We start from the raw sequence: 25,727 nt of genomic DNA, 5'->3' as shown, positions 1-25,727 counted from the left end.
CCATGAGTTCAGGGCAGACGCATCCGGATCGGTGCCGCGTCGACGACCGCCTGGTGCGGCGCCTGGTCGAGGAGCAGTTCCCGCGGTGGGCGGGGCTGCCTGTGGTGCGCTTCCCTTCCGGCGGCACGGTCAACGCGATGTACCGGCTGGGCGAGGACATGGTCGTACGGCTGCCGCTGATCGAGGGCGGCGTGGCGGACGTGGCGACGGAGCGCGCGTGGCTGCCCCGGCTGTCGCCCCTGCTGCCCACCGCCGTGCCCGAGGTGCTCGCGGCAGGGGCACCGGCCGACGGCTACCCGTGGCCCTGGTCGGTGTACCGGTGGCTGCCCGGAAAGAACCCCGAGGCCGGAGCACTGACCGAGCCCGTGCGGCTGGCGGAGGATCTGGCCGCCTTCGTGGCGGCGATGCGCGGTCTCTCGCTGCCCGACGCGCCGAAGGCGTACCGCGGTGGGCCGCTCACCACGCTCGACGCACCGACGCGGGCCGCGCTCGGCGAACTGCGCGCCCTCCCCGAAGAGGACGCCGACTGCGACGCGCTGGCCGCCGTGTGGCAGGACGCGCTGCGCGCACCGGCCTGGGAGGGGCCGCCCGGTTGGCTGCACGCGGACCTGATGCCGGGCAACCTGCTGGTGAGCGGAGGCAGGCTGTCCGCGGTGATCGACTTCGGGTGCATGGGCGTGGGCGATCCGGCCTGCGACCTGTTCCCGGCGTGGAATCTGCTGCCGCCCGGCGCGAGGAGGGTCTTCCGCGAGGCACTCGGCGTGGACGACGCGACCTGGCGGCGCGGCCGGGGCCGCACGCTGTCCCAGGCCCTGATCGCCCTGCCGTACTACCGGAAGACCAACCCCGCGATGGCGGGCAACGCCCGGCACGTGATCCGGGCGGTGCTCACGGAAGCGGAGGACCAGTAGGACGCGGGCCGCCCTCCGCCGGGTCGTTCCAGGCGCCTACGGCGCGATCCCCACGCCCTCGATCCTGCTCCACGCCCGCTCCTGCGCGGCCGTCATGGCGGGCCAGACGAGACCGCCCGGCCGGGGGCGCACCCGTGAGGCGTACGGAGCCGGGCGGAAGCCGGGGTCGTAGAAGCACCCCTCGCCGTACCTCGCGTCGAAGGCGGCACAGGAGTCGGCGATCGAGCGCGGGCTCGGCCGGCGACCGGTGCGCACCCAGGAGTCCAGCGCGGAGAGGGAATTGGCGTACTCGGAGTCGCTCAGCGAGCTGTGCTCGTGATCCCGCGTGAAGGTCTGGACGAGGTTCCGGTCCCGGCCGGCGCCCCGCAGCGTGGCGCGGTAGGCCGCCTCGTGCTCCACGAACGCGGTCGGGTCGTCGATGGCGTGCAGGGTGAGCACGGGGAGGGAGATCCTGCCGGTGAGGTCGCTGTCCCAGGACAGGTCACGGCGTGCGGTGGGGTCGGCCGAGAAACGCTCGACGCCCGCGTTGAGCGCCTTGTCGTCGTGCGAGCCCGAGTAGCGCACGCCGCGGTTGCTCCAGGGGTTCCGCCCGTCCAGCCGGTTGCTCACGATGTCCCGGAACGTGAAGGTGGCGAACCGGAGATGGGACTCGAGGGTGCGCTCGGGGATGCCGGTGACGGCGAGGATGTCGTCGAGGTTGCGCTGCTGCGCCGCGGTGCGGTCCGCCGGGTCGGAGGCGTAGCCCGTGCACTCCTGGAGCCGGGCGCGCAGGCCCGCGGTGGTCATGGTGGAGCCGGGGCGCAGGCCCTGCCACAGGGGGTACTGCGGCTCGGTGGGGCGGGGGTGGTTGTGGCAGTAGTACTGGTAGACCACCCGCAGGTCCACCCGGTAGTCGTAGCCGCGCGAACCGCCGCCGAGCACGCCGTTGGTGAGCAGCACCCCGTCGTAGGCGCCGGGTCGCCGGCCGTAGGTCTCGGCGGCCTTGGCGGCGACGTTCCCGCCCCAGGACTGGCCGTGCAGGTAGGTGTGTTCGGGCCGGCCGAACCGGTCGGTGAACAGGCGGCGCACGTTCTCGGTGTCGGCGGCCGCCATACGGGCCCCGTAGCCACCGCGCCGGTAGGCGGAGCCGGCCCAGGCGTACCCCTGGTCCACCATCACCGCCCAGCGCTCCAGGTCCTCGGTGCTGCGGGCCGGGTCCGAGGCGTCGCCCAGGTCGGGGCCGCCGTGGGCGTGCACGACGAGGGACCCGTTCCAGCGGTGGGGCACGGCCATCGTGTAGTGGGCGCCGCCCGCGTCCTGACCGGTGTAGCAGGTGGCCTTGCCGGCGAGGGCGGGCGGGCAGTCGGCCACCGACGGCTGCTCGGCCGTCGGCTGTCCGACCGACGACTGTCCGGCCGACGACTGTCCGGCCGTCGGCTGTCCGGCCGTTCCGGCGGGCGCGGCGGAGACGTTGCCGAGGGTGCCGAGGAAGACGGCGGCGAGCGCGGCGGCCACCACCGCCGGGCGGCTTGTGCGGTGGGTGGGCCGGGTGTCGTGCCTGGGAGCGGGGGGTGTGGTCAAGGTGCGGCTCCTGTACGTGCTGCGGGCCGGCGCGAAGTTGCGCTGCGAGCCGGGATGTTAGGAATCCCCCGGATCCGGAGCCACCCCTTCGGCCGTTGCGTTCATAGTGTTCGCCGAGCCCCGCCCGCCCGGAACTCCGCGCTTTCCTGCGTGGCCTCTTGACGCCCCATTGGTCTCTACCTATCGTCACCGCCCAGCCGAACGTTCAGAACAACACTCAACGTTCACATACTCGAACGGATGGACCCCCCACATGTCCTCTGCTCCCCCGCGCCGTCACCGCAGATCCCGCACCGTCCTGCTCGCCACCCTCACCGCCGCACTCACCGGCGCCCTGCTGACCGGCCCCGGCTCGGCCACCCCCCGCGCGGACGCCGCACCGGCCGCGTTCACGCACCCCGGAGTCACCGTCTCCCAGGGGCAACTCGACTTCGTCCGCGCCAAGATCGACGCCGGGGCCCAGCCCTGGAAGGGCGCCTTCGACCAGATGATGGCGAGCAGGTACGCCGACCCGAACCGCACCCCGAAACCCCGCGCGGTGGTGGAGTGCGGGTCCTACTCCAACCCCAACTACGGCTGCACCGACGAGCGCGAGGACGCGATCGCGACCTACACCAACGCGCTGGCCTGGTACTTCACCCGCGACGAGAGGTACGCGCGCAAGTCCATCGAGCTGATGGACGCCTGGTCCGCCGTGCTGCGGGACCACACCAACAGCAACGCGCCGCTGCAGACCGGATGGGCGGGGTCCTCCTGGCCCAAGGCCGCCGAGATCATCAAGTACACGTACGGCGGCACCTGGGCGAACTCGGGCCGCTTCGCCACCATGCTCCGCGACGTCTACCTGCCCGAGATCATCAACGGCTCCAACTCCAACGGCAACTGGGAGCTGACCATGACGGAGGCCGCCGTCGGCATCTCCGTCTTCCTGGAGGACCGGGCCTCCTACGACAAGGCCATGGCCAGGTTCCGCACCCGCACGGCCGCGTACGTGTACCTGAACTCCGACGGAGAGCTGCCGAAGACCGTGCCGAGCCAGCACCTCGACACCCGGGACAAGATCGTCAAGTACTGGCAGGGCCAGTCCACCTTCGTCACCGGCCTCACCCAGGAGACCTGCCGGGACTTCACCCACACCGGGTACGGCATCTCCTCCATCTCGCACGTCGCCGAGACCAGCCGGATCCAGGGCCAGGACCTGTACGGCACCGACGTCGGCGAGCGGCTGCGGCACGCGCTGGGCTTCCAGGCCAAGTACCAGCAGGGCGCCGACGTTCCGAGCTGGCTGTGCGGGGGCGAGGTGGACCTCGGCCTGGGCCCGGTGACCGAGGTCGGCTACAACGCCCTGCACAACCGCCTCGGGTTCGCCATGACCAACACCCAGGCCCTGACCGAGCGCACCCGCCCCTCGGGCACGAACAACCTCTTCGTCGCCTGGGAGACGCTCACCCACGGCGACAACCCCGCCTAGGCCCGCCTGGGGCCTGTCGGACGCGGGCCGACGTCCGGTCAGCTGTCGTAGTCCACGGTCAGCTTCTCGGAGACCGGGTACGACTGGCAGGTCAGGACGTAGCCCGCGTCGACCTCGGCGGTTTCGAGCGCGTAGTTGCGGCGCATGTCGACACTGCCGTCGGTGACGAGGGCCCGGCAGGTTCCGCAGACCCCGCCCTTGCAGGCGAAGGGCAGGTCGGGGCGGGTCTGCTGGGCTCCGTCGAGCACCGACCGCTCCCGGGAGAGCGAGGAGGTCGTCGAGCGGCCGTCCAGGGTGATGGTGACCTCGCTGACGGGGCCCTCGGGGCCGCTCTCCTCGTGCCGCACCTCCCGCACGGGCTCGTCGTCGGCGTAGAACAACTCCCGGTGGACGCGCTCGGCCGGGACGCCGAGGCCGGTCAGCACCTGCTGGGCGTCGGCGACCATGCCCTGCGGTCCGCACAGCCACCAGTGGTCCGCCCGCTCCACGTCCACCAGGGAGCCGATGAGCGCCGCGAGCCGTCCGGCGTCCAGCCGGCCGGAGAGCACCTCGGCCTCGCGGGGCTCGCGGGAGAGCACGTGGGCGAGGTGGAAGCGGGTCGGGTGGAGGTCCTTCAGGTCGGCCAGCTCGTCGGCGAACATCACGGTGTCCGTGCGGCGGTTGCCGTAGAAGAGGGTGACCGTGGAGCGGTCGTCGGCGGCGAGCACCGACTCGGCGATGGACACCATCGGCGTGATGCCCGAACCGGCCGCGACCAGGACGTGGTGGCCGGGAGTGGTCAGGTCGGGCGTGAAGAGGCCGGTGGGCGCCATCACCTCGACGGTGTCGCCCGGCCGCACCCCGTCGACCAGCCACTGCGAGAACACTCCGCCCGGCACCACGCGGACCCCGATGCGCGGCGCCGAACCGGCCGGTGCGCAGATGGAGTACGAGCGGCGCTCGTCCCGGCCGTCCACCTCGCGCCGCAGGGTGAGCGACTGACCGGGCGCGAAGGCGAACTCCCCGGCCAGCTCGTCGGGGATCTCGAAGCTCACGGCCGCCGCGTCCGCGCACAGCCGCTCGACGGCCGCGACGCGCAGACGGTGGAAGGCGGGCCGGCGGCGGGTGCGCACCGGGGCCGCCGGGACGGGGGCGGTCGGGGCCATCAGATCTCCTTGACGTACTCGAACGGCTCGCGGCAGGCCCGGCAGCGCCACAGCGCCTTGCAGGACGTAGCGGCGAAACGGGAGGTCTCCTCGGTGTCCGCCGAGCCGCAGCGGGGGCAGGGCACCGCGGGCCGGGTGGGCGACAGCACCAGGGAGACCGGGCCGCGGGGCGCGGCGCCGGGCGGGGCGATCCCGTGCTCGGCGAGCTTGCCGCGGCCGGACTCGGTGATCCAGTCGCTGGTCCAGGGCGGGTCCAGGACGGTGCGGATCTCCACGCGCGGGTAGCCCGCCGCGCGCAGCCGTGCGGCGACGTCCGCCCGCATCTCGGCCATGGCCGGGCAGCCCGAGTAGGTGGGGGTCAGGCTGGCGACCACGGTGCCGTCCCCGTCCACCTCGACGTCGCGCAGGACGCCGAGGTCGGCGAGGGTCAGCATGGGCAGCTCGGGGTCGGGCACCTGCTCGGCGACGTGCCGGGCGCGGCGGGCGTCCAGGAGCGCGGGTTGCCGGGTCACCATGTCGCCTCCGGGTGGGCGCGGGCGACGCCCTGCAGCTCGGTCAGGAGCGGCGCCAGGTGTTCGGTGTGCTCGCCGGCGCGGCCCGAGCCGGGCAGCGGCCGGTACACGGGCAGGGGGAGTCCGGCGGCCTCCGTGACCTGGCGCAGGTCGTCGGCGACCTCGTCCCGGACGTCGTACGCCGTGTGCAGCTCACCCAGGTACGGGGCGACCTCGTCCAGCGCGGCGCGCATCCGGCGGTGCGACTCGTCCGTGCCGTCGCCCAGGCGCACGCACCACTCGGCGGCGTACTGCCGGTGATACGTCAGCTCCTTGACGCCCTTGGCGGCGACCGCGGCGAGGACCGGGTCCGGGTGGGCCTCCAGCCGCCGGAAGTGGGCCAGTCGCCAGCTGGAGAGGACCAGCAGCCGCACGACGGCGAACGCGAAGTCGCCGCCCGGGAGTTCGGCCAGGCGGACGTTGCGGAAGTCGCCGGCGTCGCGGAAGTAGGCGTAGGCGTCCTCGCCGCGGCCGGTGCCGTCGGCCTGACCGGCGCGCGAGTAGAGCAGGCGGGCCTGGCCGAGGAGGTCGAGGCCGATGTTGGCCAGCGCCACCTCCTCCTCCAGCTCGGGCGCGCGGGTGACCCACTCGGCGAGCCGCTGGGCACTGACCAGGGCGTCGTCGGCGAGCGCGACGCACTCGGCGGCCAGCGCTCCGGCGTCGACGCCCTCGGGCACGGTGGTGTCGACGCCGTGCAGCGGGTCCTCGAAGCCGGTGCCGTAGGCCCAGCGGGTGTCGTCCTCGTGCCCCTCGGCCAGGGTGAGGTAGACGTGGTCGTCACTCATGCCCTGCTCCTAGATGTGCGGGACGTCGTCGGGGATGTCGTAGAAGGTCGGGTGGCGGTAGACCTTGTCGGCGCTGGGGGCGAAGAAGGGGTCCTTCTCGTCGCGGGTGGAGGCGGCGATGTGCTCGGAGCGCACCACCCAGATGCTCACGCCCTCGTTGCGCCGGGTGTAGAGGTCGCGGGCGTGGGTGAGTGCCATGGCGTCGTCGGCGGCGTGCAGCGAGCCGACGTGGACGTGGTTGAGGCCGCGCTTGCCGCGCACGAACACCTCGTACAGCGGCCAGCCCCGCTGGTCGGGCTGCCGGGCCGTCCCGGTGCTCATGCCGCCGCTCCCTTCTCCGCGCGGGCGGCCTGTTTGGCGGCGTGGGCGGTGGCCGCCTCGCGCACCCAGGCGCCCTCCTCGTGGGCGGTGCGCCGCCGCTCCATCCGCCGGTCGTTGCAGGGGCCGTCGCCCTTGATGACGCGCATCAGTTCGTCCCAGTCGGGGGTGCCGAAGTCGTGGTGACCGCTCTCCTCGTTCCAGCGCAGCTCCGGGTCGGGCAGGGTGACGCCGAGCTTCTCGGCCTGCGGGACGGTCATGTCGACGAAGCGGCGGCGCAGCTCGTCGTTGCTGTGCCGTTTGATCTTCCAGTCCATGGACCGCGCGGAGTTGGGCGAGGCGTCGTCGGGCGGGCCGAACATCATCAGGGACGGCCACCACCAGCGGTTCACCGCGTCCTGGACCATCTCGCGCTGGGCGTCGGTGCCGCGCATCATCGTCATCAGCAGTTCGTAGCCCTGCCGCTGGTGGAAGGACTCCTCCTTGCAGATGCGCACCATCGCGCGCGCGTAGGGCCCGTAGGAGCTGCGGCACAGCGGCACCTGGTTGCAGATCGCGGCGCCGTCCACGAACCAGCCGATCACGCCGACGTCGGCGAAGCTCAGGGTCGGGTAGTTGAAGATCGACGAGTACTTCTGGCGTCCCTCGATCAGCCGCTCGGTGAGGTCGTCGCGGTCCGCGCCGAGCGTCTCGGCCGCCGAGTACAGGTACAGCCCGTGCCCGGCCTCGTCCTGGACCTTGGCGAACAGGATCGCCTTGCGGCGCAGCGACGGGGCCCGGGTGATCCACTCGCCCTCGGGCTGCATGCCGATGATCTCCGAGTGCGCGTGCTGGGCGATCTGCCGGACCAGCGTCTTGCGGTAGCCGTCGGGCATCCAGTCCCGCGGCTCGATGCGCTGGTCGCGCGCGATCGTCGCGTCGAAGTGCTCCTGGAGCCCGTCCGGCGCGTCCGGGGGCGGCGCCTCGGCGGCGTGTGTCGTGGTCATCGTCACCAGCTTCCCAACCGACCATTCGTTCGGTATCAGTGTGACGTGTTTCCGTGCGCCGGGCAAGAGCCGGACCCCACCCGTCCCACTCTTGACAGCCCCGCCGGATGGCTGGATTACTTGACCTTGCCGCGCGCTAACCGAATGGTCGGTCGGGAGACAAGGTGGTGGATACGGTGTCGCAGGCCACTGAGCAGACGCCGACGGAGGCGATGTTCTCCGCGGACGAGGCCTCCCGGGGGCTCGGGATCGAGCTGGTGGAGCACGGGGAGGGGACCGCGCTGGTCCGCATGACCGTGACTCCGGCGATGGTGAACGGCCACCGGATCGCCCACGGCGGATTCCTGTTCCTGCTGGCCGACACCGCCTTCGCCTGTGCCTGCAACAGCCACGGCCCGGTGACCGTGGCGGCCGGCGCCGACATCGTCTTCGTCGCCCCGGCCCGCGAGGGCGACGTACTCGTGGCCCGCGCCGAGGAGCGGGTCCGGTACGGACGCAGTGGCGTCTACGACGTGAGCGTGCGGCGAGGCGACGAGGTGGTCGCGGAGTTCCGGGGGCGCAGCCGCAGCGTGCGCGACGACGGGCCCGACCGCGGCGCGCGGGACGGCGGAGGCGGCCGCGACACGCGGCGGGACACGGCGCGCGAGACGCCGGGCACGACGAAGGAGTCGCGATGAGCAGCGAGCCGACGACCGGGGCGGCCCCGGCACCCCGACCGGGCGAGCCCCTCCCCCACGACCTGCTGGACGAGGCCGAGCGCCTGTCCCGCGAGCAGCTCCGGGAGCTCCAGCTCGACCGCCTGCGCGCGACCCTGCGGCACGCCTACGACAACGTGGAGCTGTACCGCAAGAAGTTCGACGCCGCCGGGGTGACCCCTGACGACTGCCGCAGCCTGGCGGACCTGTCCAGGTTCCCCTTCACCACCAAGGCGGACCTGCGGGACACCTACCCCTTCGGCATGTTCGCCGTCCCGATGTCCGACGTGCGGCGCGTGCACGCCTCCAGCGGCACCACGGGCCGCGCCACCGTCGTCGGGTACACCGAGAACGACCTGTCCATGTGGGCGGACGTCGTGGCCCGTTCGATCCGCGCCGCGGGCGGGCGCCCAGGACACAAGGTGCACATCTCCTACGGCTACGGCCTGTTCACCGGCGGCCTCGGCGCCCACTACGGCGCCGAGCGCGCCGGCTGCACGGTGATCCCCGCCTCCGGCGGCATGACGGCGCGCCAGGTGCAGATCATCCAGGACTTCCGGCCCGAGATCATCATGGTCACCCCGTCCTACATGCTCACGCTGCTCGACGAGTTCGAGCGCCAGGGCGTCGATCCGCGCACCAGTTCCCTCAAGGTGGGCATCTTCGGCGCCGAGCCGTGGACCGAGGAGATGCGGCGCGAGATCGAGGAGCGCATGGGCATCCACGCCGTCGACATCTACGGCCTGTCCGAGGTGATCGGCCCCGGCGTGGCACAGGAGTGCGTCGAGACCAAGGACGGGCTGCACATCTGGGAGGACCACTTCTACCCCGAGGTCGTGGACCCGCTCACGGACGCCGTGCTGCCCGAGGGCGAGGAGGGCGAGATCGTCTTCACCTCCCTCACCAAGGAGGCGCTCCCGGTGATCCGCTACCGCACGCGCGACCTGACCCGCCTGCTGCCCGGCACCGCGCGCCCCGCCTTCCGCCGGATGCGGAAGGTCACCGGCCGCTGCGACGACATGATCATCCTGCGCGGGGTGAACGTCTTCCCCACCCAGGTCGAGGAGATCGTGCTGCGCACGCCGGGCGTCGCCCCGCACTTCCAGATCCGGCTCACCGCACGCGGCCGCATGGACCACATGACGGTGCGGGTCGAGGCCCGGCCCGACGCCGCTCCCGGGCAGCGCGAGGCCGCCGCGCGGGCGATCGCCCAGGGTGTCAAGGACGGTGTGGGCGTGACCGTGGAGGTGGAGGTGGTCGAGCCGGAGTCCCTGGAGCGCTCGCTCGGCAAGATCCGCCGGGTGTGGGACCTGCGGGGTGCGTGAAACGTGAGCACGGACACGTCCGTTCACTGCTCGTGCCGGTGTGCGAGAAGAAACGGATGGGCAGTAAAGAGATGATCGGGGGAGGTTGAGTACATCCTGGGGGGACATCCCGTGCGTGTGTGTGTGATCGGTGCAGGCCTGTCGGGGCTGGCCATGGGCCATGCCCTGAAGGAGCGCGGCATCTCCTTCGTCTGCCTGGAGAAGGCACCCGACGTCGGCGGGCTCTGGCGTCAGCCGGGAGCCGGTGAGCGGGGTCCGGGCTATCAGACCCTGCATCTGAACACCGCCAAGCAGCTGACCGGTTACGCGGACTTCCCGATGCCGTCCGACTACCCGCTCTATCCCCGGCACGACCAGGTCGCCGCCTACCTGCGGTCCTTCGCCGAGCGGGCGGGGCTCCTCGACCACGTGGAGCTGCGGACCGAGGTGGTCTCCGTCGGTCAGGACGAAGACGGCGGGTGGACCGTCGTCAGCCGGGACGCGGACGGCGCGCAGTCCTCGCGCCGGTTCGAGCAGGTGGTCGTCGCCTCGGGTCACCACACCGACCCGGCCCTGCCCGACCCCCTTCCGGCCGGCGCGGAGTCCTTCGCCGGAACGATTCTTCACTCCCTCGACTACCGCGACGGCGGCGACTTCACCGGCCGGCGCGTCGTCGTGGTGGGCCTCGGAGCCTCCGCGGTGGACATCGCGGCGGACCTCTCCCGGCACGCGGAGCGGACGCTGCTGTCGGTGCGCCGGGGGCTGCACATCGTGCCCAAGCAGATCTTCGGGATGTCCCTCGACGAGATAGCCGAGGCCCCGTGGTGGAACGAGATGCCCTTCGCCGAGCGGCGCAGTTGGGTGGAACAGGCCCTGCTGGTGGCCCGGGGCAGGCTGTCGGACTACGGCCTGCCCGAGCCCGACCACCCGCTCCTCTCCTCCGCGACGACCCTCTCGGACGAGATCCTCAGCCGGATCCGGCACGGTGCGGTGACTCCGAAGCCCGCGATCGCCTCGTTCGAGAGCGACCGGGTCGTGTTCACGGACGGCAGCTCCGAGAAGGCCGACACGGTCGTCTACTGCACCGGTTTCCACATGACCTTCCCCTTCCTGCCCCCAGGCTGCCCGGTCGCGGCCGACGGCTCGGTCGAGCTCTACCGGCGGATCGTCCCGGCCGGCCGGCCCGGTCTGTACTTCGTCGGACTGGTGCGGCCCGCGGGCGCCCTGACCCGGCTGGTGGAGGCCCAGGCCCAGTGGGTGGCCCGGCTCGTCGACGGCACCGCCGCGCTGCCCGCGGCCGAGGAGATGCGCGAGGAGATCGGCACGTACCTGGCCGGCATCGCCGAGCGCTACGGCCGCACTCGCGGCGCCTCGATCCAGGTCGACGTGGGCCCCTACCTGGCGGAGTTCCGGGAGCCACTGCCCGTGTGACCGTCCCGCGGGACGCCGCCGGCGACCACGCCCGGCCGTGACCGTGCCCAGGGCTCCCGGCGGATCGCGCCGGGGGCCCTGTCTCGCGCGCGGACGTTCCCTTCAGCGGACCGACAGCGGTTGGCGAACGGTCTCCACGACCGGCGGCCGGACCGCGTAGGCCTCCGAGGAGAGGTACGCCGTCACCCGCGGCGGCTGGTCCCGTTGGTGGGCGAGGGCCAGGTAGGCGATCAGGCCCACCCCGTCCTCGGGCCGCCGCTCGGTGAGGGCGGCCAGGGCGCGGTGGAGCACGGCGGCGTCCATGCCGTGGTGGTGCAGCACGGTGGACGCCCGCGCCAGGGCCTCCCCGTCGTGCCGCACGTAGTCACGCACCGGGATGTACAGGGTGAATCCACTCGGCCGCGCCGCGCCGGGCTCGGTGAAGGAGTGGCAGGACTGAACAGGCCGCCGGTCGAGCCCGCCCGCGTCGGGGCCGACGCCCGCGGCGGCGCGGAAGAAGCCCTCGACCGCCGTCGGCACGGGACCCGGGTCCGTCCGGGACAGCCGTCCGGCCTCGCCGGCCGTGAGGTTGTCGTGGCGCAGGTAGACCTTTGCCCGGGGTTCCGTCCAGTTCCCGAGATCCAGGGCGAGGAACGGGTATCCACTGCCCTGGGGGAGGCTGTCGAAGGCCCGGTGGTGCCCGAGCCGGCTCAGGGCCTCGCGCAGCGTCGCGGCGGAACGTTCCTCCCCGCCCACCGCCGGGTTCAGATAGACCTTGACCCCCGGCACCCCACCGGGTCTGAGTTCCAGGGCGCACCACAGGGCGAGGGGTCCCTGCGGGGCGGGTGGCAGGAACAGGTCCAGGAGTTCGTCGAGCGCGTCGGTGGTGAAGTGCCAGCGCCGTGCCATCGTCCGGACCGCCTCCAGTCCCGCACGGCCGTTGTCGGCCAGACCGGTCGCGCCGCAGCCCGGTTCGACAAGGACCCGCATGCCGGGTGCCGCCCCGGGCCGGAAGGCGAGGGAGAACTCCACGGGTGTGTGGTCGTCGGACAAGAAGGTGCGGCTGGGCGGCGCCAGGCTCAGTGGCCGCTGGGCCACCGGGCCCAGTACGTCGGTCAGGACCTGTGCGTAGGTCTCGACGTCGGCGCGGGAGAGGCCGGCGACCGAGCCGAGTCTTCGCAACTGGCCGCCGGTGAGGGAACCGAGCGTGGGTGTGCCCTGCGGGTCCGCGCCCGCCGGTCCGGCCCTCAACGGTCCGCCCCCGGCCGGAGCCGCACAAAGCGATACCCGCCTCGGGGGGCGGGTACCGGGGGTTTCGGCGCTGGGAAAGCGGCGTTCGTGGATATGTGGTCCACGACACCTCCTTTGACTCGTAAGCAACTTGAGTACCGCGTTGCTCACTACCCGTGCCGTTCGATCTTCATGCGATTGGGGCGGGTTGGGGAGGTGTTGCGCGGATCACCGCGGCTGGAGCACCGGGGCGGTGTCATGCGCGTTCATGTCTGCTCCCCACTCCTATCGGGTGCGGTCCAGCAAGTAGCGGACGAGGGTGGTCAGTGCGGCGGCCGAGGACTTCTCGTCGCGGGCGTCGCAGGTGACGACGGGAGTGTCGGCGAGCAGGTCGAGCGCCTCGCGCAGCGCCCGTTCGTCGCGCAGCGGCACGCCGTCGAAGTGGTTGACGGCGATGGCGTAGTCGAGTCCGTAGTGCTCGATGAGGTCGATCACCGGGAAGGAGTCCGCCAGCCGTTCCGGGTCGACCAGCACCAGGGCGCCGAGCGCGCCGCGGGCCATGTCCTCCCACATCTGCACGAAGCGCTGCTGGCCGGGGGTGCCGAAGAGGTAGAGCACGACGCGGTCGCTGATGGTCAGGCGCCCGAAGTCCATGGCGACCGTGGTGGTGGTTTTGCCCTGGACCCCCTTGAGGTCGTCGACCGACTCGGCGGCCTGCGTCATCGTCTCCTCGGTGGACAGCGGCTCGATCTCGGAGATGGAGCCGATGAGGGTGGTCTTGCCCACCGCGAAGTGCCCGACGACGAGGATCTTCACCGCCGTCTGGTTCGCTCCGTCGCGTACGTAGTGCCGCTCATCCAAACTTGGCGCGGAGCCCATTGAGCACCTCCTCCAGTATCTCCTTGTCCGCGAGGCGGGCGCGGGCCACCGGCGGGCGGGTCATGAGGTGTCCGCCTTCCATCAGGGAGGCCAGCAGGATCCGTACGACGCCCAGCGGGAAGTGGGTGTGTCCGGCGATCTCGGCCACCGAGAGGTAGCCGGCGGAGCAGAGGTCGAGCAGGCTCTGCTCCTCGGGGGACAGCCGGGCCGGCCGCTGCGGCTGCCCGGCCGAGGCGGTGACCAGCGTGATGAGGGAGAGGTCGTCCTCGTCGGGCAGGCCGCGGCCCTTGGTGATGACGTACGGCCGCACTAATTCGGGCGCCTCGGGCTGCCAGCCGTCGTGGCCGGTCATGAGCGGGCGCCCAGGTTCTCGCGCGGCGGTGTCGTCAGCCGCTTGCCGAGCTGGGCGACGAGCTGCTGCATCCGGAAGGTGATGTCCGCCATGTCGACCTCCGGGGAGGCGGACACGCCGAGGTAGGCGCCCTCGCCGGCGGAGATCAGGAAGACCCAGCCGCCGTCGAACTCGACCAGGGTCTGCCGCCAGCTCTGACTGGGGTCCTCACAGAAGAAGGCCAGGGTGCGGCTGAGCGACTGCACACCGCTCATGGCGGCCGCGACCCGGTCGGCGTCGTCCTTGTCGAAGTCCTGCGTCCGGGCCATCAAGAGGCCGTCGGCGGAAATCAGGACCGCGTGCAGGGCGCCCGGAATCTCCAGGGCGCTGTCGAGCATCCATGACAGATCGTCGTTCACGAGACCTCATGTCCTTCGCTGCTTGCACCAGGGGTGTCGCTCGTCCGGCCGGCGTCGTCCGGGCTGTCCGGTTCGGTGACCCGGCCGGACTGCGTTCCGCGCTGGAACGCACCCATGACCTGTGCCTGCTCGGAGTCGGAGCGGCCCGCGGCGCGGGGGGTGGACGCGCTGCCGGGCACGATGGCCATCGGCCGCTTGCGGCGGCGCCGGGGCAGACCGTCGCCGTCGGTCTGGGAGGAGGTGAGCGCGGCCTCCGGTCCGCCGTCCGGGACCGGCCGGGCCGTGCCGCGGGCCGCGGGGGCGGCGGGGGCGGGGGCCTTCTTCTCCGGCATGGCGGTGAGCAGTTCGTGCGGCAGCAGGACCACCGCCCGTACACCTCCGTAGGGAGAGGAGGAGTCCACCGACACCTCGAAACCGAATCGTTCGCACAGCAGGCCGATGACGGCGAAGCCGAACTGCGGCGGGTTGCCGAGCCCCGCCACGCCCGAGGCCCGCTCGGTGACGAGCAGCTTGTCGGCGCGGGCCCGCTCCTCGTCGCTCATGCCGACACCGGCGTCGTCGACCACGACGCAGATGCCCTTGGGCACGGTCCGGATGTTGATCTCGACGACGGTGTCCGGGCTGGAGTAGCTCGTGGCGTTGTCGAACAGCTCGGCCAGCGCCAGGGCGACGGGTTCGACGGCCCGGCTGGTGATGCCGAAGTCCGCCTGGGAGAGGATGTCCACCCGGCGGAAGTGGCGGATGCGCCCCTGGGCGCTGCGCACCACGTCGTAGACCGAGGCGGTGTCGCGCCGCCCGCCGAGCCAGCCGTCGCACAGTACGGCGATGGACTGCGCCCGCCGCCCGAACTGCGAGTTGGTGTGGTCGATCTCCAGCAGGTCCTGGAGGAGGGCCGAGTCGCCGTACTTGTTCTGCAGCCGGGAGAGCACCAGCTGCTGTTCGGCCGCGAGGCCCTGAAGCGTCCGCATCGCGGACTTCAGCACGGTCTTCGTCTCGTCCTCGGCCCGCTCCTGGGCCGCCTGTACGGACTTCCCGTAATCGTTCTCCAGCTCGGTGTAGTGATCCCTGAGCCCCTGGACCTGCTGCCGCAACGCCCGGGCCGCCTTGCGCTGGCGGCTGATGAGCACGGCGGCGGCGACGAGGGCGACGAGGGCGACCCAGAGCAAGGGGTTCCCTGTGTATTCCGTCATAAGACTCTCTTCAGGCGACTGACAGCCGGCTTGCTGAATTCCCGTCCGTGCGGGCGGCCCGGTGGAGTGCCCGCGCCGGGGGTGGCTGCCCGGGCTGCCCCTCATGTCGGGGATGCCGTCTTTCACCCGTCCGCCCGCTCCGCAAACGCGGTGATCGTATCACCGCATGATCAGGTGAATTGACGTCAAGAAGTGCCCAGGCAAGACCGGTTGAGACCGGCAAACACGCGGTACGCGGCGATGGGTACAGTCGGCCCCGTGAAAGATGCACAAGACACCTTCCGGCCGGGTACGGGTCCGGCCCGGGGCGGCACGGGGTGACACCGGAGGCCATGGCCGCGGTGTTCGCGGCCGGCGTCGGGGCCGGCGCCATCAACAGCGTCGTCGGCTCCGGAACGCTCATCACCTTTCCCGTGCTGCTGGCCACGGGCCTGCCGCCGGTGACCGCCACCGTCTCCAACGCGCTCGGCCTGATCCCCGGCTCCATCAGCGGGGCCATCGGCTACCGCGAGGAACTGCGCGGCCAGCGCGGGCGCGTCCTGAAGTTCGGCTCCGGCGCGCTGCTGGGCGGCCTCGCGGGCGCCACCCTCCTGCTGACCCTGCCCGCCGACGCCTTCGAGACCATCGTGCCGGTCCTGGTGGGCCTCGCGCTGCTGCTGGTGGCGTTCCAGCCGCAGATCGGCAGGCTGGTCCAGCGCCGCCGGGCCCGCACCGGCGCCACCCCCCGCCGGGACGGCGGTCCGCTGCTCTTCGCCGGCCTGACGCTCGCCAGTGTCTACGGCGGCTACTTCACCGCGGCCCAGGGGATCATCTACCTCTCCCTGATGGGCATGCTCCTGGACGAACCCCTGCAACGGCTCAACGGGGTCAAGAACGTGCTGTCCGCCGTCGTCAACACGGTGGCCGCGCTCTTCTTCCTCTTCGCCGCGGACTTCGAGTGGGCCGCCGTCGGGCTCCTCGCGGTCGGCTCGGGCCTCGGCGGTTACGTCGGCGCCAAGGTGGGCCGCCGCTTCAGCCCCATGCTCCTGCGGATACTGGTCGTGACGGTCGGCACGGTGGCCCTCGTGCAACTGCTGCTCCGGTAGGTGTTCTCCGGCCCCTCGAACGCCGCCGCGTTCCCCGGCCGTTCCCGTCCCCGGGGCATAACGCCGCGTTATGCGAAGCCGGGACTGTCCGGCCGGGGTCCGGGCCCGACATGCTGTGGGCGCCCCCACACATCAGCACGCGCCCGGCGCGCGTGTCGTCGGAATCGAGGAGCCTTGCGAACAACGAGACTCGTCCCCACCCTGCTGGCCGCCCTCGTGGCCGCGCTGCTGTCCGCCCTGGCGCTCGCCCCCACCGCCTCGGCGGTCGAGCCCCGGCCCGGTGACGGCGGCCCCCAGCCGATCATCGGCGGCGGCTACGCGCAGAACGCCCCCTGGGCGGCACGTCTGTTCTCGGGCGGCCAGCAGACCTGCACCTCGACCATCATCTCCCCCACCTGGATCCTCACCGCCAAGCACTGCGTCAGCGGCGGCAACCTCGCCTTCCGGATCGGCAGCCTCGACCAGGGCTCCGGCGGCACGGTGGCCAACGGCGTCCAGACCGTCACCAGCCCCTCGGCGGACCTCGCGCTGGTCCGGCTCGACCGCTCCGTCTCGGCCTCCTACGCGCAACTCGGCCAGCCGGGCACGGTCCGGGTCGGCCAGACCGTGCAGGTCTACGGCTGGGGCGCGACCTCCCGGTGCGGCTCGGAGATCAACTGCCAGTCCCAGTACCTCAAGGTCGCCAACCTGAGCGTGACGCGCGGGTGCTACGACGCCTACTACGGTCAGGCGATATGCGCCCGGCCCGGCGACGGCATCACCGCGGGCGGCGACTCCGGCGGTCCGATGATGGCCGGCGGTGTCCAGGTGGGCGTCGCGTCGACCAGTGACCGGCAGACCACCACGGCGTACACCAACGTGACCGCCTACCGCTCCTGGATCCAGTCGGTGGCGGGCGTCTGACTCCTCCCGCCCTCCGGCGCCGGTCCTGCGCCCGCCTCCGTCACCGCGGCGGCAGGCGCAGGACCCCGCGCTCGTCGCGGATGTCGGTGAGGACTTCGACGACCTCGGCGTCGCGGCCCCGCGGGTCCGAGGTCACCAGGGCCGCCAGGTCCCCGAGGCAGCGTTCGCCGTCCGCGGGCGGCCGTTCGCAGAACAGCACGTACCCGCGCATGCGGCGGACGGTCCCCGGCTCCAGCCGCCACACCCCCATCCCCGCCCCGCCGCTGGTCACCGCCTCCGGGTAGGTCGCGCGCAGCGCGGGCAGGACCGACGCGTCGATCCGCCGGGAGAAGGCCTGCCGTTCCCGGAGGGGCGAGACGATCCGCAGGCGGGCCGAGGCCGCGTCGACGGTGTGACCGGCGTCCTCGCCGACCGGGTACGCGGCCACGTAGTACGCCCGGTCCGCCAGGGCGGCGAGCCTCGGTCCGTGGGTGAGCCGCAGGACGGTGGGCAGCGTCTTCTTCGCGGCCGGGAGGTCCCCGGCCGTGCCGGGGGCGGCGAAGTCGACGGTCACCCAGCCGGGCAGCTCCTCCGGATCCTGTTCCGCACGGGCCGTGATCCAGCGTTGCGCGCAGGCGCCGACGCGGGCGAGGACGTCGTCCAGCGTCCCCTCGTTCACCCGTGCCTCGATCCAGGGGGCCGTCAGCTTCTCGTCGGTGGCCAGGACCGGGTGCCCGCAGCCGTCGAAGGCCTCGCGCATCGCGCGCAGGTCCCGCGCCTCCCGCCGGGCCCGCCGGACCGCCTCGCGGAGGGCGTCCGCACAGTCCGGGCCGCCGTCGCAGCGGTCCTCGCCGGCGTCCACCCGGAACCTGACGGCCGCGTCCGGGTCGTCCTCGACCGCCAGGGTGACCTCGGAGCCGGTGGTCTCCGGGAACAGGATCCGGGCGTCCACCACGTCGAGTTCGCCGGGGTACAGCTCCTCGGCCAGTTCCCGGGCCCGCCGGACGTCGTCGTCGGTGTCGAACGCCGCGCAGCCGGTGACCAGCAGCCCGGCCAGCAGCGCCGCGAGCCCCCCGCCGAGGCGCGCCGCCCGCCGCCGTCCGCTCCCCCGCGCAGTGCACCGACGCCCCATGGCTCCCCCTCCGTGTCCCACCGACGGCGCCACGATAGGAGCCGCGGCCGCCATCGCGGATGAGTACGCGCACTCATCCGCGCCCTGAGTGCCGCCGCGAGTGCCGCGGCCCACCGTCCAGGGAGCGGACGGCCGGGGCAGGCGCGTGGTGAGTACATCTAGTGTTCGCGGTGACCGAGAGGTGCCCCGCGCGTGAAGGAGTCACGGCATGACCGCCCAGACAGCCCGCTCCCAGGCCGACGAGGACGAGGCGGCCGTGCTCCGGCTCCAGCACGTGAGCGTGCGCCGCTTCACTCCGGACCAGCTGATCCTCGACGGAGTGCACTGGACGGTCCGGCCGGGCGAGCACTGGGCGCTGCTGGGGGCCAACGGCGCCGGGAAGACCACCCTGCTGCGGCTGCTCGGCGCGCTCATGCACCCCACCACGGGCACGGTCGAGGTCCTCGGCAGCCGGCTCGGCCGGGTGGACGTCCGTGAGCTGCGGGCGCGTATCGGCCACGTCAACTCCGCCCAGCGGGTGCCGCAGGACCTGACCGCGCACGCGGTGGTGCTCACCGGCCACAGCGGCACCGTGCAGCCCCTGTGGCGGACGTACGGCGAGGAGGTCCGGCTGCGGGCCCGCGACCTGCTGACCGAACTCGGTGTCAAGGAGTTGGCCGACCGCCCGTACGGGGTCTGCTCGGGCGGTCAGCGGGCGCGGGTCCTGATCGCCCGGGCGCTGATGGCCGATCCGGCCCTGCTGCTCCTGGACGAGCCGTTCAACGCCCTGGACCTGCCCTCCCGCGAAGACCTCGTCGAGGCGATGCACCAACTGGCCGAGGGGCGGCCGCGGCTGGCCACCGTCACGGTCACGCACCATCTGGAGGAGCTGTCCCCGGCCGTCAGCCACGCCCTGCTGCTGCGCGAGGGCCGGGTCCTGTCCCGGGGTGCGGTGGACGAGGTCCTGACCGACTCCCTGCTGACGTCCTGCTTCGGCCGGGACATCACGGTGGCCCGGCGCGACGGCCGTTGGTCGGCCTACTCGGGCCGCCCCGTCTCCGGCGGCTGACCCGACCGCGACGGGGGGCGAGGGCGGCCCCGGACGTATCGGTGTACGCGACGTCCGGGGCCGCCGCCCGGCTCCCCCGCCGGGGCCTGCCCGTGCACGGCTCGGGGCAAACGGGAGGCGGCGGTGACCGGCGGAGAGTGCACACCCACGGGCTACCCGGTCAACCCGGCGCGTACGGGGCCCGGTCGGGCGCCGTCAGGCGCAGCCCCAGGCGGACATCCCCTGCAGACGGGCGAGGCGTTCCGCCACCGCGATCTGCTCGGCACGGGTGGCGAGGTCCGCGCGCGGGGCGTACTTGAGACCGCCGGCGGCGATCCAGCTGGACCGTGCGAACTGCAGGCCGCCGTAGTAGCCGTTGCCGGTGTTCGCCTGCCAGTTGCCGCTGGACTCGCACGCGGCGATGGCGTCCCAGTCGGTGCGCAGGGGCGCCGAGGGCGCGGCCACCGCTTCGCCGGTCGCCCCGAGCGCGGTCGCGGCGACCAGGGTCACCGCGGCGGTGCGGATCCTGCGGCCACGCGAACCGCGCACGTCGCTCTGACGATCATTTCGTCTACAGATCATAAGAAGACTGTTACACCAGGTGACCGCCGGTCGCCGCACCGGCCACCGCGCCTTGGGCCAGTCGGAGCACGCGCTCTCCCCCGCCCGTCACCGCCTCACGGCGCCGACCGTATGCGCCCCGCGCCGTCCGGCACCGCCGCCTCGGCGGCGAGGTAGTCGGGGACCGCCTCCTTGTCGACGAGCCGGTTGAGCCGGCTCGGGACGTCGAAGCCGATCAGCACGATCACCACGAGGGTCAGCGAGAAGGTCAGCACGGCGAGCGACTGGCCGAGCGACATGGTCGACGCCAGTTTGGCGCCGAGCACCGGGGCGACGGCCCCGCCCAGCGCCCCGACGTTGTAGGTGAAGCCCAGGGACGCGGCCCGGGTCTCGGTCGGGAAGTGCCCGGCGATGAACTTGGGCAGCAGCCCGGAGATGCCCTGCATGCAGGCCAGCATCAGGAACAGCAGGATGCCCAGCTGGAGTTGGCTGTCCCGGATGGCGAAGACGGGGAAGACGAAGGCGATGCCGACCACCAGGGTGCAGGCGTACGCCCTGCGGGTGCCGAACCGGTCGCCGACGAAGCCGGTGACGATGCAGCCCGCCATCGTGCCGAACCCGGCGTAGTAGAGGGCGTCGCTGACCTGTGCCGGGCTGAAGCCCAGCTCGGTCTTGAGGTAGGTGGGCAGCAGGGCCTGGACCGGCCAGCTGTAGAGGAAGGCGCAGAACACGGTGACGCAGAGCGCGAGGAACAGCACCCACCGTTTGCGGCCGCCCAGTTGTACCGCGAAGGCGACGAGACAGGCCGTCGCCAGGACGGACAGGACGGGCACCGCGCCGGCGCCGAGCGGGGTGAACACCGCGAAGAGCGAACCCGTGGCGACGACCACGAGCACCGTGTTGACCGTCGCCCGGCGGCGGTCGGCGAACAGCGGCCGGAAGGGGTTGGGCCGTTCGCCCCTCGCCCCGACCCGCGCCTCCCAGTCGTCGGCCTCGGGCAGCGCCCGGCGTACCCACAGCGCGACGACGACGGGGAACAGGCCGATGTAGAACAGCCAGCGCCAGCCGTGGCCGGGCACCACGTGCTCGTAGACCTCGGCCGCCAGGACGCCGCCGAGCGAGAAGCCGGAGATCAGGAAGCCGGAGGCGCGGTTGCGCAGCCGGGCGGGCCAGCTCTCCAGGACGTAGGTGGCGCTGGCGCTGTACTCGCCCGCCATGCCCATGCCGATGAGCAGACGGGCCGTGAACAGGCTGGTGTAGTCCCAGGCGAAGCCGCAGGCGAAGGTGCCGACCGAGTACAGCAGGATGCTGGCCACCATGGCGCTCTTGCGGCCGAAGCGGTCCCCGAGCGCGCCGAGTACGGCGCCGCCGAGCCAGCGGGTGATGAAGGCTCCGGAGACGAGGCTGGCGGACTCGACGGTCGACAGCCCGAAGTCGTCGGCGATCTCGGTCAGGACGAGCGTGATGAGGACGAAGTCGAAGCCGTCGAGGAGGTAGCCGATCCAGGCGGCGAAGAAGGACTTCCACTTCTCCCGGGTGATCTCGCGGTACCAGGGCTGGGAGGTCGGGGTGGTGCGCGCAGATGACATGGCGATCCTATGCGGGTGGGGAGACGCGCGGCGGGGACGAGGGCGGTAGCAGACGAGGGCGGGGGCCGGGGCGGGAAACGGGGTGGGCGGGACCGGGTTCGGCGGCCACCGGCCCGGTCCCGGGGTCACAGGAGTCCGGCCTCGGCGAGCCGGGCACGGACCCGGGCGACGGCCGGCGCGTCGAGCGGCACCTGCGGTGCGGCGGTGGCCGGGCAGTCGATGAGGCCCAGCAGGTGCGCGGCGGCCTTGAAGGCGCCGAGCGCGCTGGAGCTGTTGCCCATCAGGGCGGGGTCGCCCGCGTCGGTGAGGTCGAACAGGGCGGCGAGCCGGTCCTGTTCGGCCCGGGCCGCGGCCCAGTCACCGGCCCGGGCGGCGTCGTAGAGGCGTACGTAGCCGTGGGCGTCGACGTTGCCGAGCCCGGGCACGACGCCGTCCACGCCGGCCAGCAGCGCGCCGTCGACGGTGAGCTCGGAACCGGTGAGGACGGTGAATCCGGGGGTGCGGCGGCGCAATGCGGCCAACAGGCGGCGCAGGGAGCCCTCGTCGCCGCTGGAGTCCTTGAGCCCGGCCAGGGTGCCGTCCGCGGCCAGGTCGAGGACGACCTCGCGGGGCAGCTTGGTGTGCACGGCGACCGGGATGTCGTAGGCGAACAGCGGCAGTCCGGCGCCCTCGCGCACGCGCCGGAAGTGGTCGGCGATCTCCACCGGGTGGGTGCGGGTGTAGAAGGGCGCCGTGGCCACGAGCGCGTCGGCGCCCGCCCGGACCGCGTCGGCCGCCCGGTCCAGGACCCGGGCCGTGGTGGTGTCGATGATCCCGGCGAGGACGGGGACCCGGCCCGCGGCGGCGTCGACGGCCGCCTCCAGGGCGGTCAGCCGCCGGGCGTCGGTGAGGTAGGCGGCCTCGCCGCTGGACCCCAGCAGGAACAGGCCGTGCACACCGGCCGTGATCAGGTGCTCGGTGAGCCGGCGCACCGAGGTGGTGTCCACCTCCCCCGCCGGGGTGAGGGGGGTGATGACCGGGGGGACGACGCCGCTCAGCGGCGTGGGGATGGGCATGCGGTACTCCAGGTCGTGCTGTTCCCGTCCCGGGACGGCGGCGCGCGGCAGCGTGCCGAGGCCCTGGTGACGGGGACGTAGGATGTCCCACGTCCTGTTAGAGTGACACATGGCAGAGCAGGGGATGTCAAGGGTCGAGAGGGGACGTCACATGCGCTCGGTCGCCGCCGACGCCGAGGAGCGGGTCAAGGAGCTGATCGTCGAACAGGGCCTCGGCCCCGGCGACCCGCTGCCCACCGAGACGGAGCTGATGGAGCGCTTCGGCGTCAGCCGCAACTCGCTGCGCGAGGCACTCAAGTCCCTCCAGGCCATGCACATCGTCGAGATCCGGCGCGGCTTCGGGACCTATGTCGGGACCATGTCGCTGGAGCCGATGACCGAGGCCATGGCGTTCCGCACGGTGGTCGGGCACCGCCGCGGGCAGGGCAGCCTGCTCGAACTGCTGCAGCTGCGCGAGGCCTTGGAGGCCGGACTCATGCACCAGCTCGCCGGGCGACTGCCCGAGGAGGACCTGGCAGAGCTGGACGCGCTGGTGGAGACGATGCACACGGAGGTGCGCGAGACGGGCGAGATCGCGGCGCGCACCGACCGCGCCTTCCACCGGGCGCTGCACCGTTCGCTGGACAACGACCTGCTCAGCGAGTTGCTCGACGCCTTCTGGAGCGCCTTCCACCGGGTGCGCACCCAGGCACGGGGGCTCGGCGCGGCGGCCGACGGCGAGGAACTGGCCCGGATGCACGCCAGGATCGTCGAGGCGGTGCGGGCGGGCGACGCGAAGGCGGCGGAGACGGCCGTGCACCGGCACTTCGACGACATCCGCGGACGGCTGTCCCAGCACTGACGGCCGGGCGCCCCGGGGCCCCTCGTTCGTGTGAAGAAGGGCCGGGGTGTCCGCCAGTCGGGTGACGGCCGGGCGGGCGCGTCGCCGCGCGCGCTTACGGTTTCGCGGTGACCTCGATCTCCGCTGACCCGCGCCCCCTGCGAACCGCCGACCTCGGCACCCTCGTCATCATGTCCTGGAGCCGTGAGACGCCCGACGGCGACGTCCCCTTCCTCCTCGCCTGTTCGCTCGGCGACGGGGAGGGCGGACCGGAGGCGGTACCGGCCGCCGTCGAGGGGCTGCTGAGCCGCTCCGGACTCGCGGTGGACGGCGACACCGTGCTCGACGCCACCGCCCTGCCCGACCTGCCGGTCGGCCTGCTCGTCGTACCGGGTGCGGCGGCCCTCACCATGCCCGGGATCAACGCCCAGTTCGTGCCCACGCCCGAGTGGCGGGCGGCGGTCGACCGGCGGGGGTACGCCTGCCTCATCTTCGCCACCCGCCCCTGGTCCGGGGGCGAGCCCGGCGACGGCGCGGCGGTCGCCGCCTTCGCCAACCACGCGGACACGCTCTCCTCCGCGGCGCAGGTCGTCCTGCCCGTACGGAGCCTGCGCGGCTGAGGCCGGGCACGCGATCCGCCGCCGGTGTGGCGGCGGTCCGTCTCACGTCCACAACTCGCCGCTGTCGCACACCCGGGCGCCCATGTTCCGCTCCATCATGCGCAGCGCCGCGTCCGCCAGATCGGCGTGGATGTGGGCCACCGCGTCACGCGGAACGATGACCTGCAGATGGCGGATGTGGGCGTCCAGCGCCGAGTAGAGCACGCACTGCTCGGTCACCTGCCCGCACAGCACCAGCCGGTCGATCCCCTGCTGGTGGAGCAGATAGGTGAGCGGGGTCTCGAAGAACACCGAGTGGCGCGCCTTGACCACGAAGAGGGAGGACTCGTCGGGCTTCAGCGGCTCGACGAGCCGGGAGTGCGGCCCGGAGAGGGCCTTGTCGAGGATCTCGCCGTGGTGCGAGCGCCACTCCCCGAAGTTGTCGTTGACGTAGATCACGGGAACGCCCTGCCGCCTCGCCCGGTCCAGCAGGCCGGTCACGTTCGGCAGCACGGACTCCACGGCGGGGATCAGGGACTCGGCGTCCTGGTGGTCGTAGGTGTTGATCATGTCGATGACGATCAGCGCGGTCTTGCCCATGCCGCCCAGGCTGCCACCGGACGGCGCTTCGACGGCCGTTCATGACACGCCGTCGGATGGCTCATCCCGCCTGCGGTCCAATAATTCCGGCATAACGTGCGCAATATGAAGAAATGCCATGTCGTGTACCTGGTGTGCACCGCAGCCATGATCGGGACGGGGCTCGGCGCGGCCCCGGCCTCCTCCGTCCCCGTGACCCATCTGGTCCACCCCGGGGAGTCGATCCAGAAGGCGGTGGACGCCGCCAAGCCGGGCGACACCGTCCTCGTCACCACCGGCACCTACCACGAGAGCGTCAAGGTGAGCACCCCCGGGCTCACCCTGCGGGGCATGGGCCGCTCCACGGTCATCAGGCCCGGCACCCAGAAGGCCGCCGACAACACCTGTGCCGAGGGCGGCAACGGCATCTGCGTGATCGGCACCAAGGACGAGAACGTCAAGGGCATCACCGTCTCCGACCTGACGGTGACCGGGTTCACCCGCACCGGTGTGTTCTCCATGGCCACCGACGGGCTGACGATCCGGAACGTGAACGCGGTGAGGAACGGCGTCTGGGGCATCGCCCAGGAGCGGTCCGTGCACGGCATCATCCGCGGCAACACCGCCCGCGACAACGGCGACGCGGGCATCTTCCTCGCCAACAACATCAAGGCCGAGGAAGGCGCCGCCGACACCGAGGGCACCCTCGTCGCGCACAACCGGCTCCAGGGCAACCGGATCGGCGTCACCGTCCGGCGCCTGCGCAACCTCGCCGTCGCGGGCAACCACATCACCGGCAACTGCGCGGGCGTCTTCGTCGTCGGCGACGAGAACACGCCCAAGGCCGGTGACCTGGTCGTGCGCGACAACCGCGTCCTGCGCAACAACAAGTCCTGCCCGAAGACCGACCGGCTGGAGGCGCTCCAGGGCTCCGGCATCGTGCTGACCGGCGTCGAGAAGGTCCTGGTCGCCGACAACACGGTCCAGGGCAACGCGGGCAAGTCCTCGATGTCGGGCGGCATCGTCCTGGCCGCCAGCATGGTGGGCACCGCCAACTCGAAGAACCAGGTCAACGGCAACCGGCTGAGCCGGAACTCCCCCGCCGACCTGGTCAACGCCGGGACCGGCGACACCGGCAGGAGCAACACCTTCACCGGCAACACCTGCGGCGCCTCCAAGCCCGCGGGCCTGTGCTGAGCGGGCCGTAACCACC

At 72.5% G+C, this 25,727-nt stretch carries 27 protein-coding genes; 11 read left to right on the top strand and 16 right to left on the bottom strand.

The window, feature by feature from the left end:
- Positions 1-2: 2 nt before the first annotated feature.
- Positions 3-911 (top strand): aminoglycoside phosphotransferase family protein, encoded by a 909-nt coding sequence (locus tag ACH4D3_RS11610; protein ID WP_398319802.1) that lies wholly within the window; start codon positions 3-5, stop codon positions 909-911.
- Positions 912-947: 36 nt separating this feature from the next.
- Here the strand turns inward: ACH4D3_RS11610 and ACH4D3_RS11605 are convergent, their stop codons facing one another.
- Positions 948-2,471, bottom strand: coding sequence for a DUF6351 family protein (locus ACH4D3_RS11605; RefSeq protein WP_398319799.1), 1,524 nt, complete (start codon positions 2,469-2,471; stop codon positions 948-950).
- Positions 2,472-2,724: 253 nt separating this feature from the next.
- Here ACH4D3_RS11605 and ACH4D3_RS11600 point away from each other — a divergent pair, with 253 nt between their 5' ends.
- The gene (locus ACH4D3_RS11600; RefSeq protein WP_398319796.1) at positions 2,725-3,942 is read left to right on the top strand and encodes an alginate lyase family protein; all 1,218 of its coding nucleotides are present in this window, start codon (positions 2,725-2,727) and stop codon (positions 3,940-3,942) included.
- 38 nt (positions 3,943-3,980) lie between these two features.
- On the opposite strand, the gene paaE is transcribed toward ACH4D3_RS11600, so the two are convergent.
- From paaE to paaA, 5 genes are read right to left on the bottom strand one after another with little or no spacing between them, the layout of a single operon-like run.
- A complete protein-coding gene (gene paaE / locus ACH4D3_RS11595; protein ID WP_398319793.1) occupies positions 3,981-5,087 on the bottom strand; it encodes a 1,2-phenylacetyl-CoA epoxidase subunit PaaE in 1,107 nt (368 codons plus the stop codon).
- Entirely contained in the window at positions 5,087-5,602 is a 516-nt protein-coding gene (gene paaD, locus ACH4D3_RS11590; protein WP_398319790.1) for a 1,2-phenylacetyl-CoA epoxidase subunit PaaD, read from the bottom strand. The genes paaE and paaD overlap by 1 nt, the downstream gene beginning before the upstream one ends.
- Entirely contained in the window at positions 5,596-6,423 is an 828-nt protein-coding gene (gene paaC, locus ACH4D3_RS11585; RefSeq protein ID WP_398319787.1) for a 1,2-phenylacetyl-CoA epoxidase subunit PaaC, read from the bottom strand. The genes paaD and paaC overlap by 7 nt, the downstream gene beginning before the upstream one ends.
- A gap of 9 nt (positions 6,424-6,432) precedes the next feature.
- The gene (gene paaB, locus ACH4D3_RS11580) at positions 6,433-6,744 is read right to left on the bottom strand and encodes a 1,2-phenylacetyl-CoA epoxidase subunit PaaB (RefSeq protein ID WP_398319784.1); all 312 of its coding nucleotides are present in this window, start codon (positions 6,742-6,744) and stop codon (positions 6,433-6,435) included.
- The gene (gene paaA, locus ACH4D3_RS11575) at positions 6,741-7,727 is read right to left on the bottom strand and encodes a 1,2-phenylacetyl-CoA epoxidase subunit PaaA (protein WP_398319781.1); all 987 of its coding nucleotides are present in this window, start codon (positions 7,725-7,727) and stop codon (positions 6,741-6,743) included. The genes paaB and paaA overlap by 4 nt, the downstream gene beginning before the upstream one ends.
- Positions 7,728-7,891: 164 nt before the next feature.
- Here paaA and paaI point away from each other — a divergent pair, with 164 nt between their 5' ends.
- The 3 genes from paaI to ACH4D3_RS11560 all read left to right on the top strand — a co-directional run bounded on the left by paaI (position 7,892) and on the right by ACH4D3_RS11560 (position 11,157).
- On the top strand, positions 7,892-8,404 hold the full coding sequence (gene paaI / locus ACH4D3_RS11570; protein WP_398319778.1) for a hydroxyphenylacetyl-CoA thioesterase PaaI: 513 nt from the start codon (positions 7,892-7,894) through the stop codon (positions 8,402-8,404).
- On the top strand, positions 8,401-9,747 hold the full coding sequence (gene paaK, locus ACH4D3_RS11565) for a phenylacetate--CoA ligase PaaK (protein WP_398319775.1): 1,347 nt from the start codon (positions 8,401-8,403) through the stop codon (positions 9,745-9,747). The genes paaI and paaK overlap by 4 nt, the downstream gene beginning before the upstream one ends.
- A 111-nt stretch (positions 9,748-9,858) precedes the next feature.
- Entirely contained in the window at positions 9,859-11,157 is a 1,299-nt protein-coding gene (locus ACH4D3_RS11560) for a flavin-containing monooxygenase (protein WP_398319772.1), read from the top strand.
- Between the two features lie 102 nt (positions 11,158-11,259).
- Here the strand turns inward: ACH4D3_RS11560 and ACH4D3_RS11555 are convergent, their stop codons facing one another.
- From ACH4D3_RS11555 to ACH4D3_RS11535, 5 genes are all read right to left on the bottom strand, one after another.
- The gene (locus tag ACH4D3_RS11555) at positions 11,260-12,387 is read right to left on the bottom strand and encodes a tryptophan dimethylallyltransferase family protein (protein ID WP_398319769.1); all 1,128 of its coding nucleotides are present in this window, start codon (positions 12,385-12,387) and stop codon (positions 11,260-11,262) included.
- Between the two features lie 264 nt (positions 12,388-12,651).
- Positions 12,652-13,245 (bottom strand): GTP-binding protein, encoded by a 594-nt coding sequence (locus tag ACH4D3_RS11550; protein WP_398319766.1) that lies wholly within the window; start codon positions 13,243-13,245, stop codon positions 12,652-12,654.
- The gene (locus tag ACH4D3_RS11545; protein ID WP_076977695.1) at positions 13,220-13,597 is read right to left on the bottom strand and encodes a DUF742 domain-containing protein; all 378 of its coding nucleotides are present in this window, start codon (positions 13,595-13,597) and stop codon (positions 13,220-13,222) included. The genes ACH4D3_RS11550 and ACH4D3_RS11545 overlap by 26 nt, the downstream gene beginning before the upstream one ends.
- Positions 13,594-13,995, bottom strand: a complete 402-nt coding sequence (locus tag ACH4D3_RS11540) for a roadblock/LC7 domain-containing protein (protein ID WP_109032225.1) — start codon at positions 13,993-13,995, stop codon at positions 13,594-13,596. The genes ACH4D3_RS11545 and ACH4D3_RS11540 overlap by 4 nt, the downstream gene beginning before the upstream one ends.
- The gene (locus ACH4D3_RS11535) at positions 13,992-15,185 is read right to left on the bottom strand and encodes an ATP-binding protein (RefSeq protein WP_398319762.1); all 1,194 of its coding nucleotides are present in this window, start codon (positions 15,183-15,185) and stop codon (positions 13,992-13,994) included. Before ACH4D3_RS11535 ends, ACH4D3_RS11540 begins: the two co-directional genes overlap by 4 nt.
- Positions 15,186-15,517: 332 nt before the next feature.
- On the opposite strand from ACH4D3_RS11535, the gene ACH4D3_RS11530 reads away from it, so the two are divergent.
- A complete protein-coding gene (locus ACH4D3_RS11530; protein WP_398319760.1) occupies positions 15,518-16,270 on the top strand; it encodes a sulfite exporter TauE/SafE family protein in 753 nt (250 codons plus the stop codon).
- Between the two features lie 174 nt (positions 16,271-16,444).
- Positions 16,445-17,173: a S1 family peptidase gene (locus ACH4D3_RS11525; RefSeq protein WP_398319758.1), complete on the top strand. Its 729-nt coding sequence runs from the start codon at positions 16,445-16,447 to the stop codon at positions 17,171-17,173.
- A gap of 40 nt (positions 17,174-17,213) precedes the next feature.
- On the opposite strand, the gene ACH4D3_RS11520 is transcribed toward ACH4D3_RS11525, so the two are convergent.
- Positions 17,214-18,284, bottom strand: a complete 1,071-nt coding sequence (locus ACH4D3_RS11520; protein ID WP_398319756.1) for an SCO7460 family lipoprotein — start codon at positions 18,282-18,284, stop codon at positions 17,214-17,216.
- Between the two features lie 208 nt (positions 18,285-18,492).
- On the opposite strand from ACH4D3_RS11520, the gene ACH4D3_RS11515 reads away from it, so the two are divergent.
- Complete coding sequence (locus tag ACH4D3_RS11515; protein ID WP_398319754.1) at positions 18,493-19,332, top strand: ABC transporter ATP-binding protein; 840 nt, start codon at positions 18,493-18,495, stop codon at positions 19,330-19,332.
- Between the two features lie 195 nt (positions 19,333-19,527).
- Here the strand turns inward: ACH4D3_RS11515 and rpfE are convergent, their stop codons facing one another.
- From rpfE to ACH4D3_RS11500, 3 genes are all read right to left on the bottom strand, one after another.
- A complete protein-coding gene (gene rpfE, locus ACH4D3_RS11510; protein ID WP_361008857.1) occupies positions 19,528-19,893 on the bottom strand; it encodes a resuscitation-promoting factor protein RpfE in 366 nt (121 codons plus the stop codon).
- A gap of 95 nt (positions 19,894-19,988) precedes the next feature.
- Positions 19,989-21,461, bottom strand: coding sequence for a sialate:H+ symport family MFS transporter (locus ACH4D3_RS11505; RefSeq protein WP_398319752.1), 1,473 nt, complete (start codon positions 21,459-21,461; stop codon positions 19,989-19,991).
- A gap of 125 nt (positions 21,462-21,586) precedes the next feature.
- Positions 21,587-22,516 carry a dihydrodipicolinate synthase family protein gene (locus ACH4D3_RS11500; RefSeq protein ID WP_398319749.1) on the bottom strand — a complete coding sequence of 310 codons (930 nt, stop codon included), beginning with the start codon at positions 22,514-22,516 and terminating at the stop codon, positions 21,587-21,589.
- Between the two features lie 151 nt (positions 22,517-22,667).
- On the opposite strand from ACH4D3_RS11500, the gene ACH4D3_RS11495 reads away from it, so the two are divergent.
- Positions 22,668-23,357 carry a FadR/GntR family transcriptional regulator gene (locus tag ACH4D3_RS11495; RefSeq protein WP_398319746.1) on the top strand — a complete coding sequence of 230 codons (690 nt, stop codon included), beginning with the start codon at positions 22,668-22,670 and terminating at the stop codon, positions 23,355-23,357.
- Between the two features lie 107 nt (positions 23,358-23,464).
- Entirely contained in the window at positions 23,465-23,956 is a 492-nt protein-coding gene (locus tag ACH4D3_RS11490; RefSeq protein ID WP_398319743.1) for a DUF5949 family protein, read from the top strand.
- 42 nt (positions 23,957-23,998) lie between these two features.
- On the opposite strand, the gene ACH4D3_RS11485 is transcribed toward ACH4D3_RS11490, so the two are convergent.
- Entirely contained in the window at positions 23,999-24,535 is a 537-nt protein-coding gene (locus ACH4D3_RS11485; RefSeq protein ID WP_003971687.1) for an isochorismatase family cysteine hydrolase, read from the bottom strand.
- 105 nt (positions 24,536-24,640) lie between these two features.
- Between ACH4D3_RS11485 and ACH4D3_RS11480 the strand changes: the two genes are divergently transcribed.
- A complete protein-coding gene (locus ACH4D3_RS11480) occupies positions 24,641-25,711 on the top strand; it encodes a nitrous oxide reductase family maturation protein NosD (protein WP_398319740.1) in 1,071 nt (356 codons plus the stop codon).
- The last annotated feature ends 16 nt before the right edge of the window (positions 25,712-25,727 follow it).

Origin of the sequence: Streptomyces sp. NPDC018026 (assembly GCF_044327745.1) — a bacterium.
GTDB classification, from domain to species: Bacteria; Actinomycetota; Actinomycetes; order Streptomycetales; family Streptomycetaceae; genus Streptomyces; species Streptomyces rubrogriseus.
The sequence above is the reverse complement of the archived record's forward strand: the minus strand, read 5'-3'. Positions and strand labels throughout refer to the sequence as shown.

Coding starts and splice junctions, on each gene's coding strand:
- ACH4D3_RS11610 (WP_398319802.1), top strand. CDS start 3: ATGAGTTCAGGGCAGACGCATCCGGATCGGTGCCGCGTCGACGACCGC.
- ACH4D3_RS11600 (WP_398319796.1), top strand. CDS start 2,725: ATGTCCTCTGCTCCCCCGCGCCGTCACCGCAGATCCCGCACCGTCCTG.
- paaE (WP_398319793.1), bottom strand. CDS start 5,087: ATGGCCCCGACCGCCCCCGTCCCGGCGGCCCCGGTGCGCACCCGCCGC.
- paaD (WP_398319790.1), bottom strand. CDS start 5,602: ATGGTGACCCGGCAACCCGCGCTCCTGGACGCCCGCCGCGCCCGGCAC.
- paaC (WP_398319787.1), bottom strand. CDS start 6,423: ATGAGTGACGACCACGTCTACCTCACCCTGGCCGAGGGGCACGAGGAC.
- paaB (WP_398319784.1), bottom strand. CDS start 6,744: ATGAGCACCGGGACGGCCCGGCAGCCCGACCAGCGGGGCTGGCCGCTG.
- paaA (WP_398319781.1), bottom strand. CDS start 7,727: ATGACCACGACACACGCCGCCGAGGCGCCGCCCCCGGACGCGCCGGAC.
- paaK (WP_398319775.1), top strand. CDS start 8,401: ATGAGCAGCGAGCCGACGACCGGGGCGGCCCCGGCACCCCGACCGGGC.
- ACH4D3_RS11550 (WP_398319766.1), bottom strand. CDS start 13,245: ATGGGCTCCGCGCCAAGTTTGGATGAGCGGCACTACGTACGCGACGGA.
- ACH4D3_RS11545 (WP_076977695.1), bottom strand. CDS start 13,597: ATGACCGGCCACGACGGCTGGCAGCCCGAGGCGCCCGAATTAGTGCGG.
- ACH4D3_RS11535 (WP_398319762.1), bottom strand. CDS start 15,185: ATGACGGAATACACAGGGAACCCCTTGCTCTGGGTCGCCCTCGTCGCC.
- ACH4D3_RS11530 (WP_398319760.1), top strand. CDS start 15,518: ATGGCCGCGGTGTTCGCGGCCGGCGTCGGGGCCGGCGCCATCAACAGC.
- ACH4D3_RS11520 (WP_398319756.1), bottom strand. CDS start 18,284: ATGGGGCGTCGGTGCACTGCGCGGGGGAGCGGACGGCGGCGGGCGGCG.
- ACH4D3_RS11515 (WP_398319754.1), top strand. CDS start 18,493: ATGACCGCCCAGACAGCCCGCTCCCAGGCCGACGAGGACGAGGCGGCC.
- rpfE (WP_361008857.1), bottom strand. CDS start 19,893: ATGATCTGTAGACGAAATGATCGTCAGAGCGACGTGCGCGGTTCGCGT.
- ACH4D3_RS11505 (WP_398319752.1), bottom strand. CDS start 21,461: ATGTCATCTGCGCGCACCACCCCGACCTCCCAGCCCTGGTACCGCGAG.
- ACH4D3_RS11500 (WP_398319749.1), bottom strand. CDS start 22,516: ATGCCCATCCCCACGCCGCTGAGCGGCGTCGTCCCCCCGGTCATCACC.
- ACH4D3_RS11495 (WP_398319746.1), top strand. CDS start 22,668: ATGCGCTCGGTCGCCGCCGACGCCGAGGAGCGGGTCAAGGAGCTGATC.
- ACH4D3_RS11485 (WP_003971687.1), bottom strand. CDS start 24,535: ATGGGCAAGACCGCGCTGATCGTCATCGACATGATCAACACCTACGAC.
- ACH4D3_RS11480 (WP_398319740.1), top strand. CDS start 24,641: ATGAAGAAATGCCATGTCGTGTACCTGGTGTGCACCGCAGCCATGATC.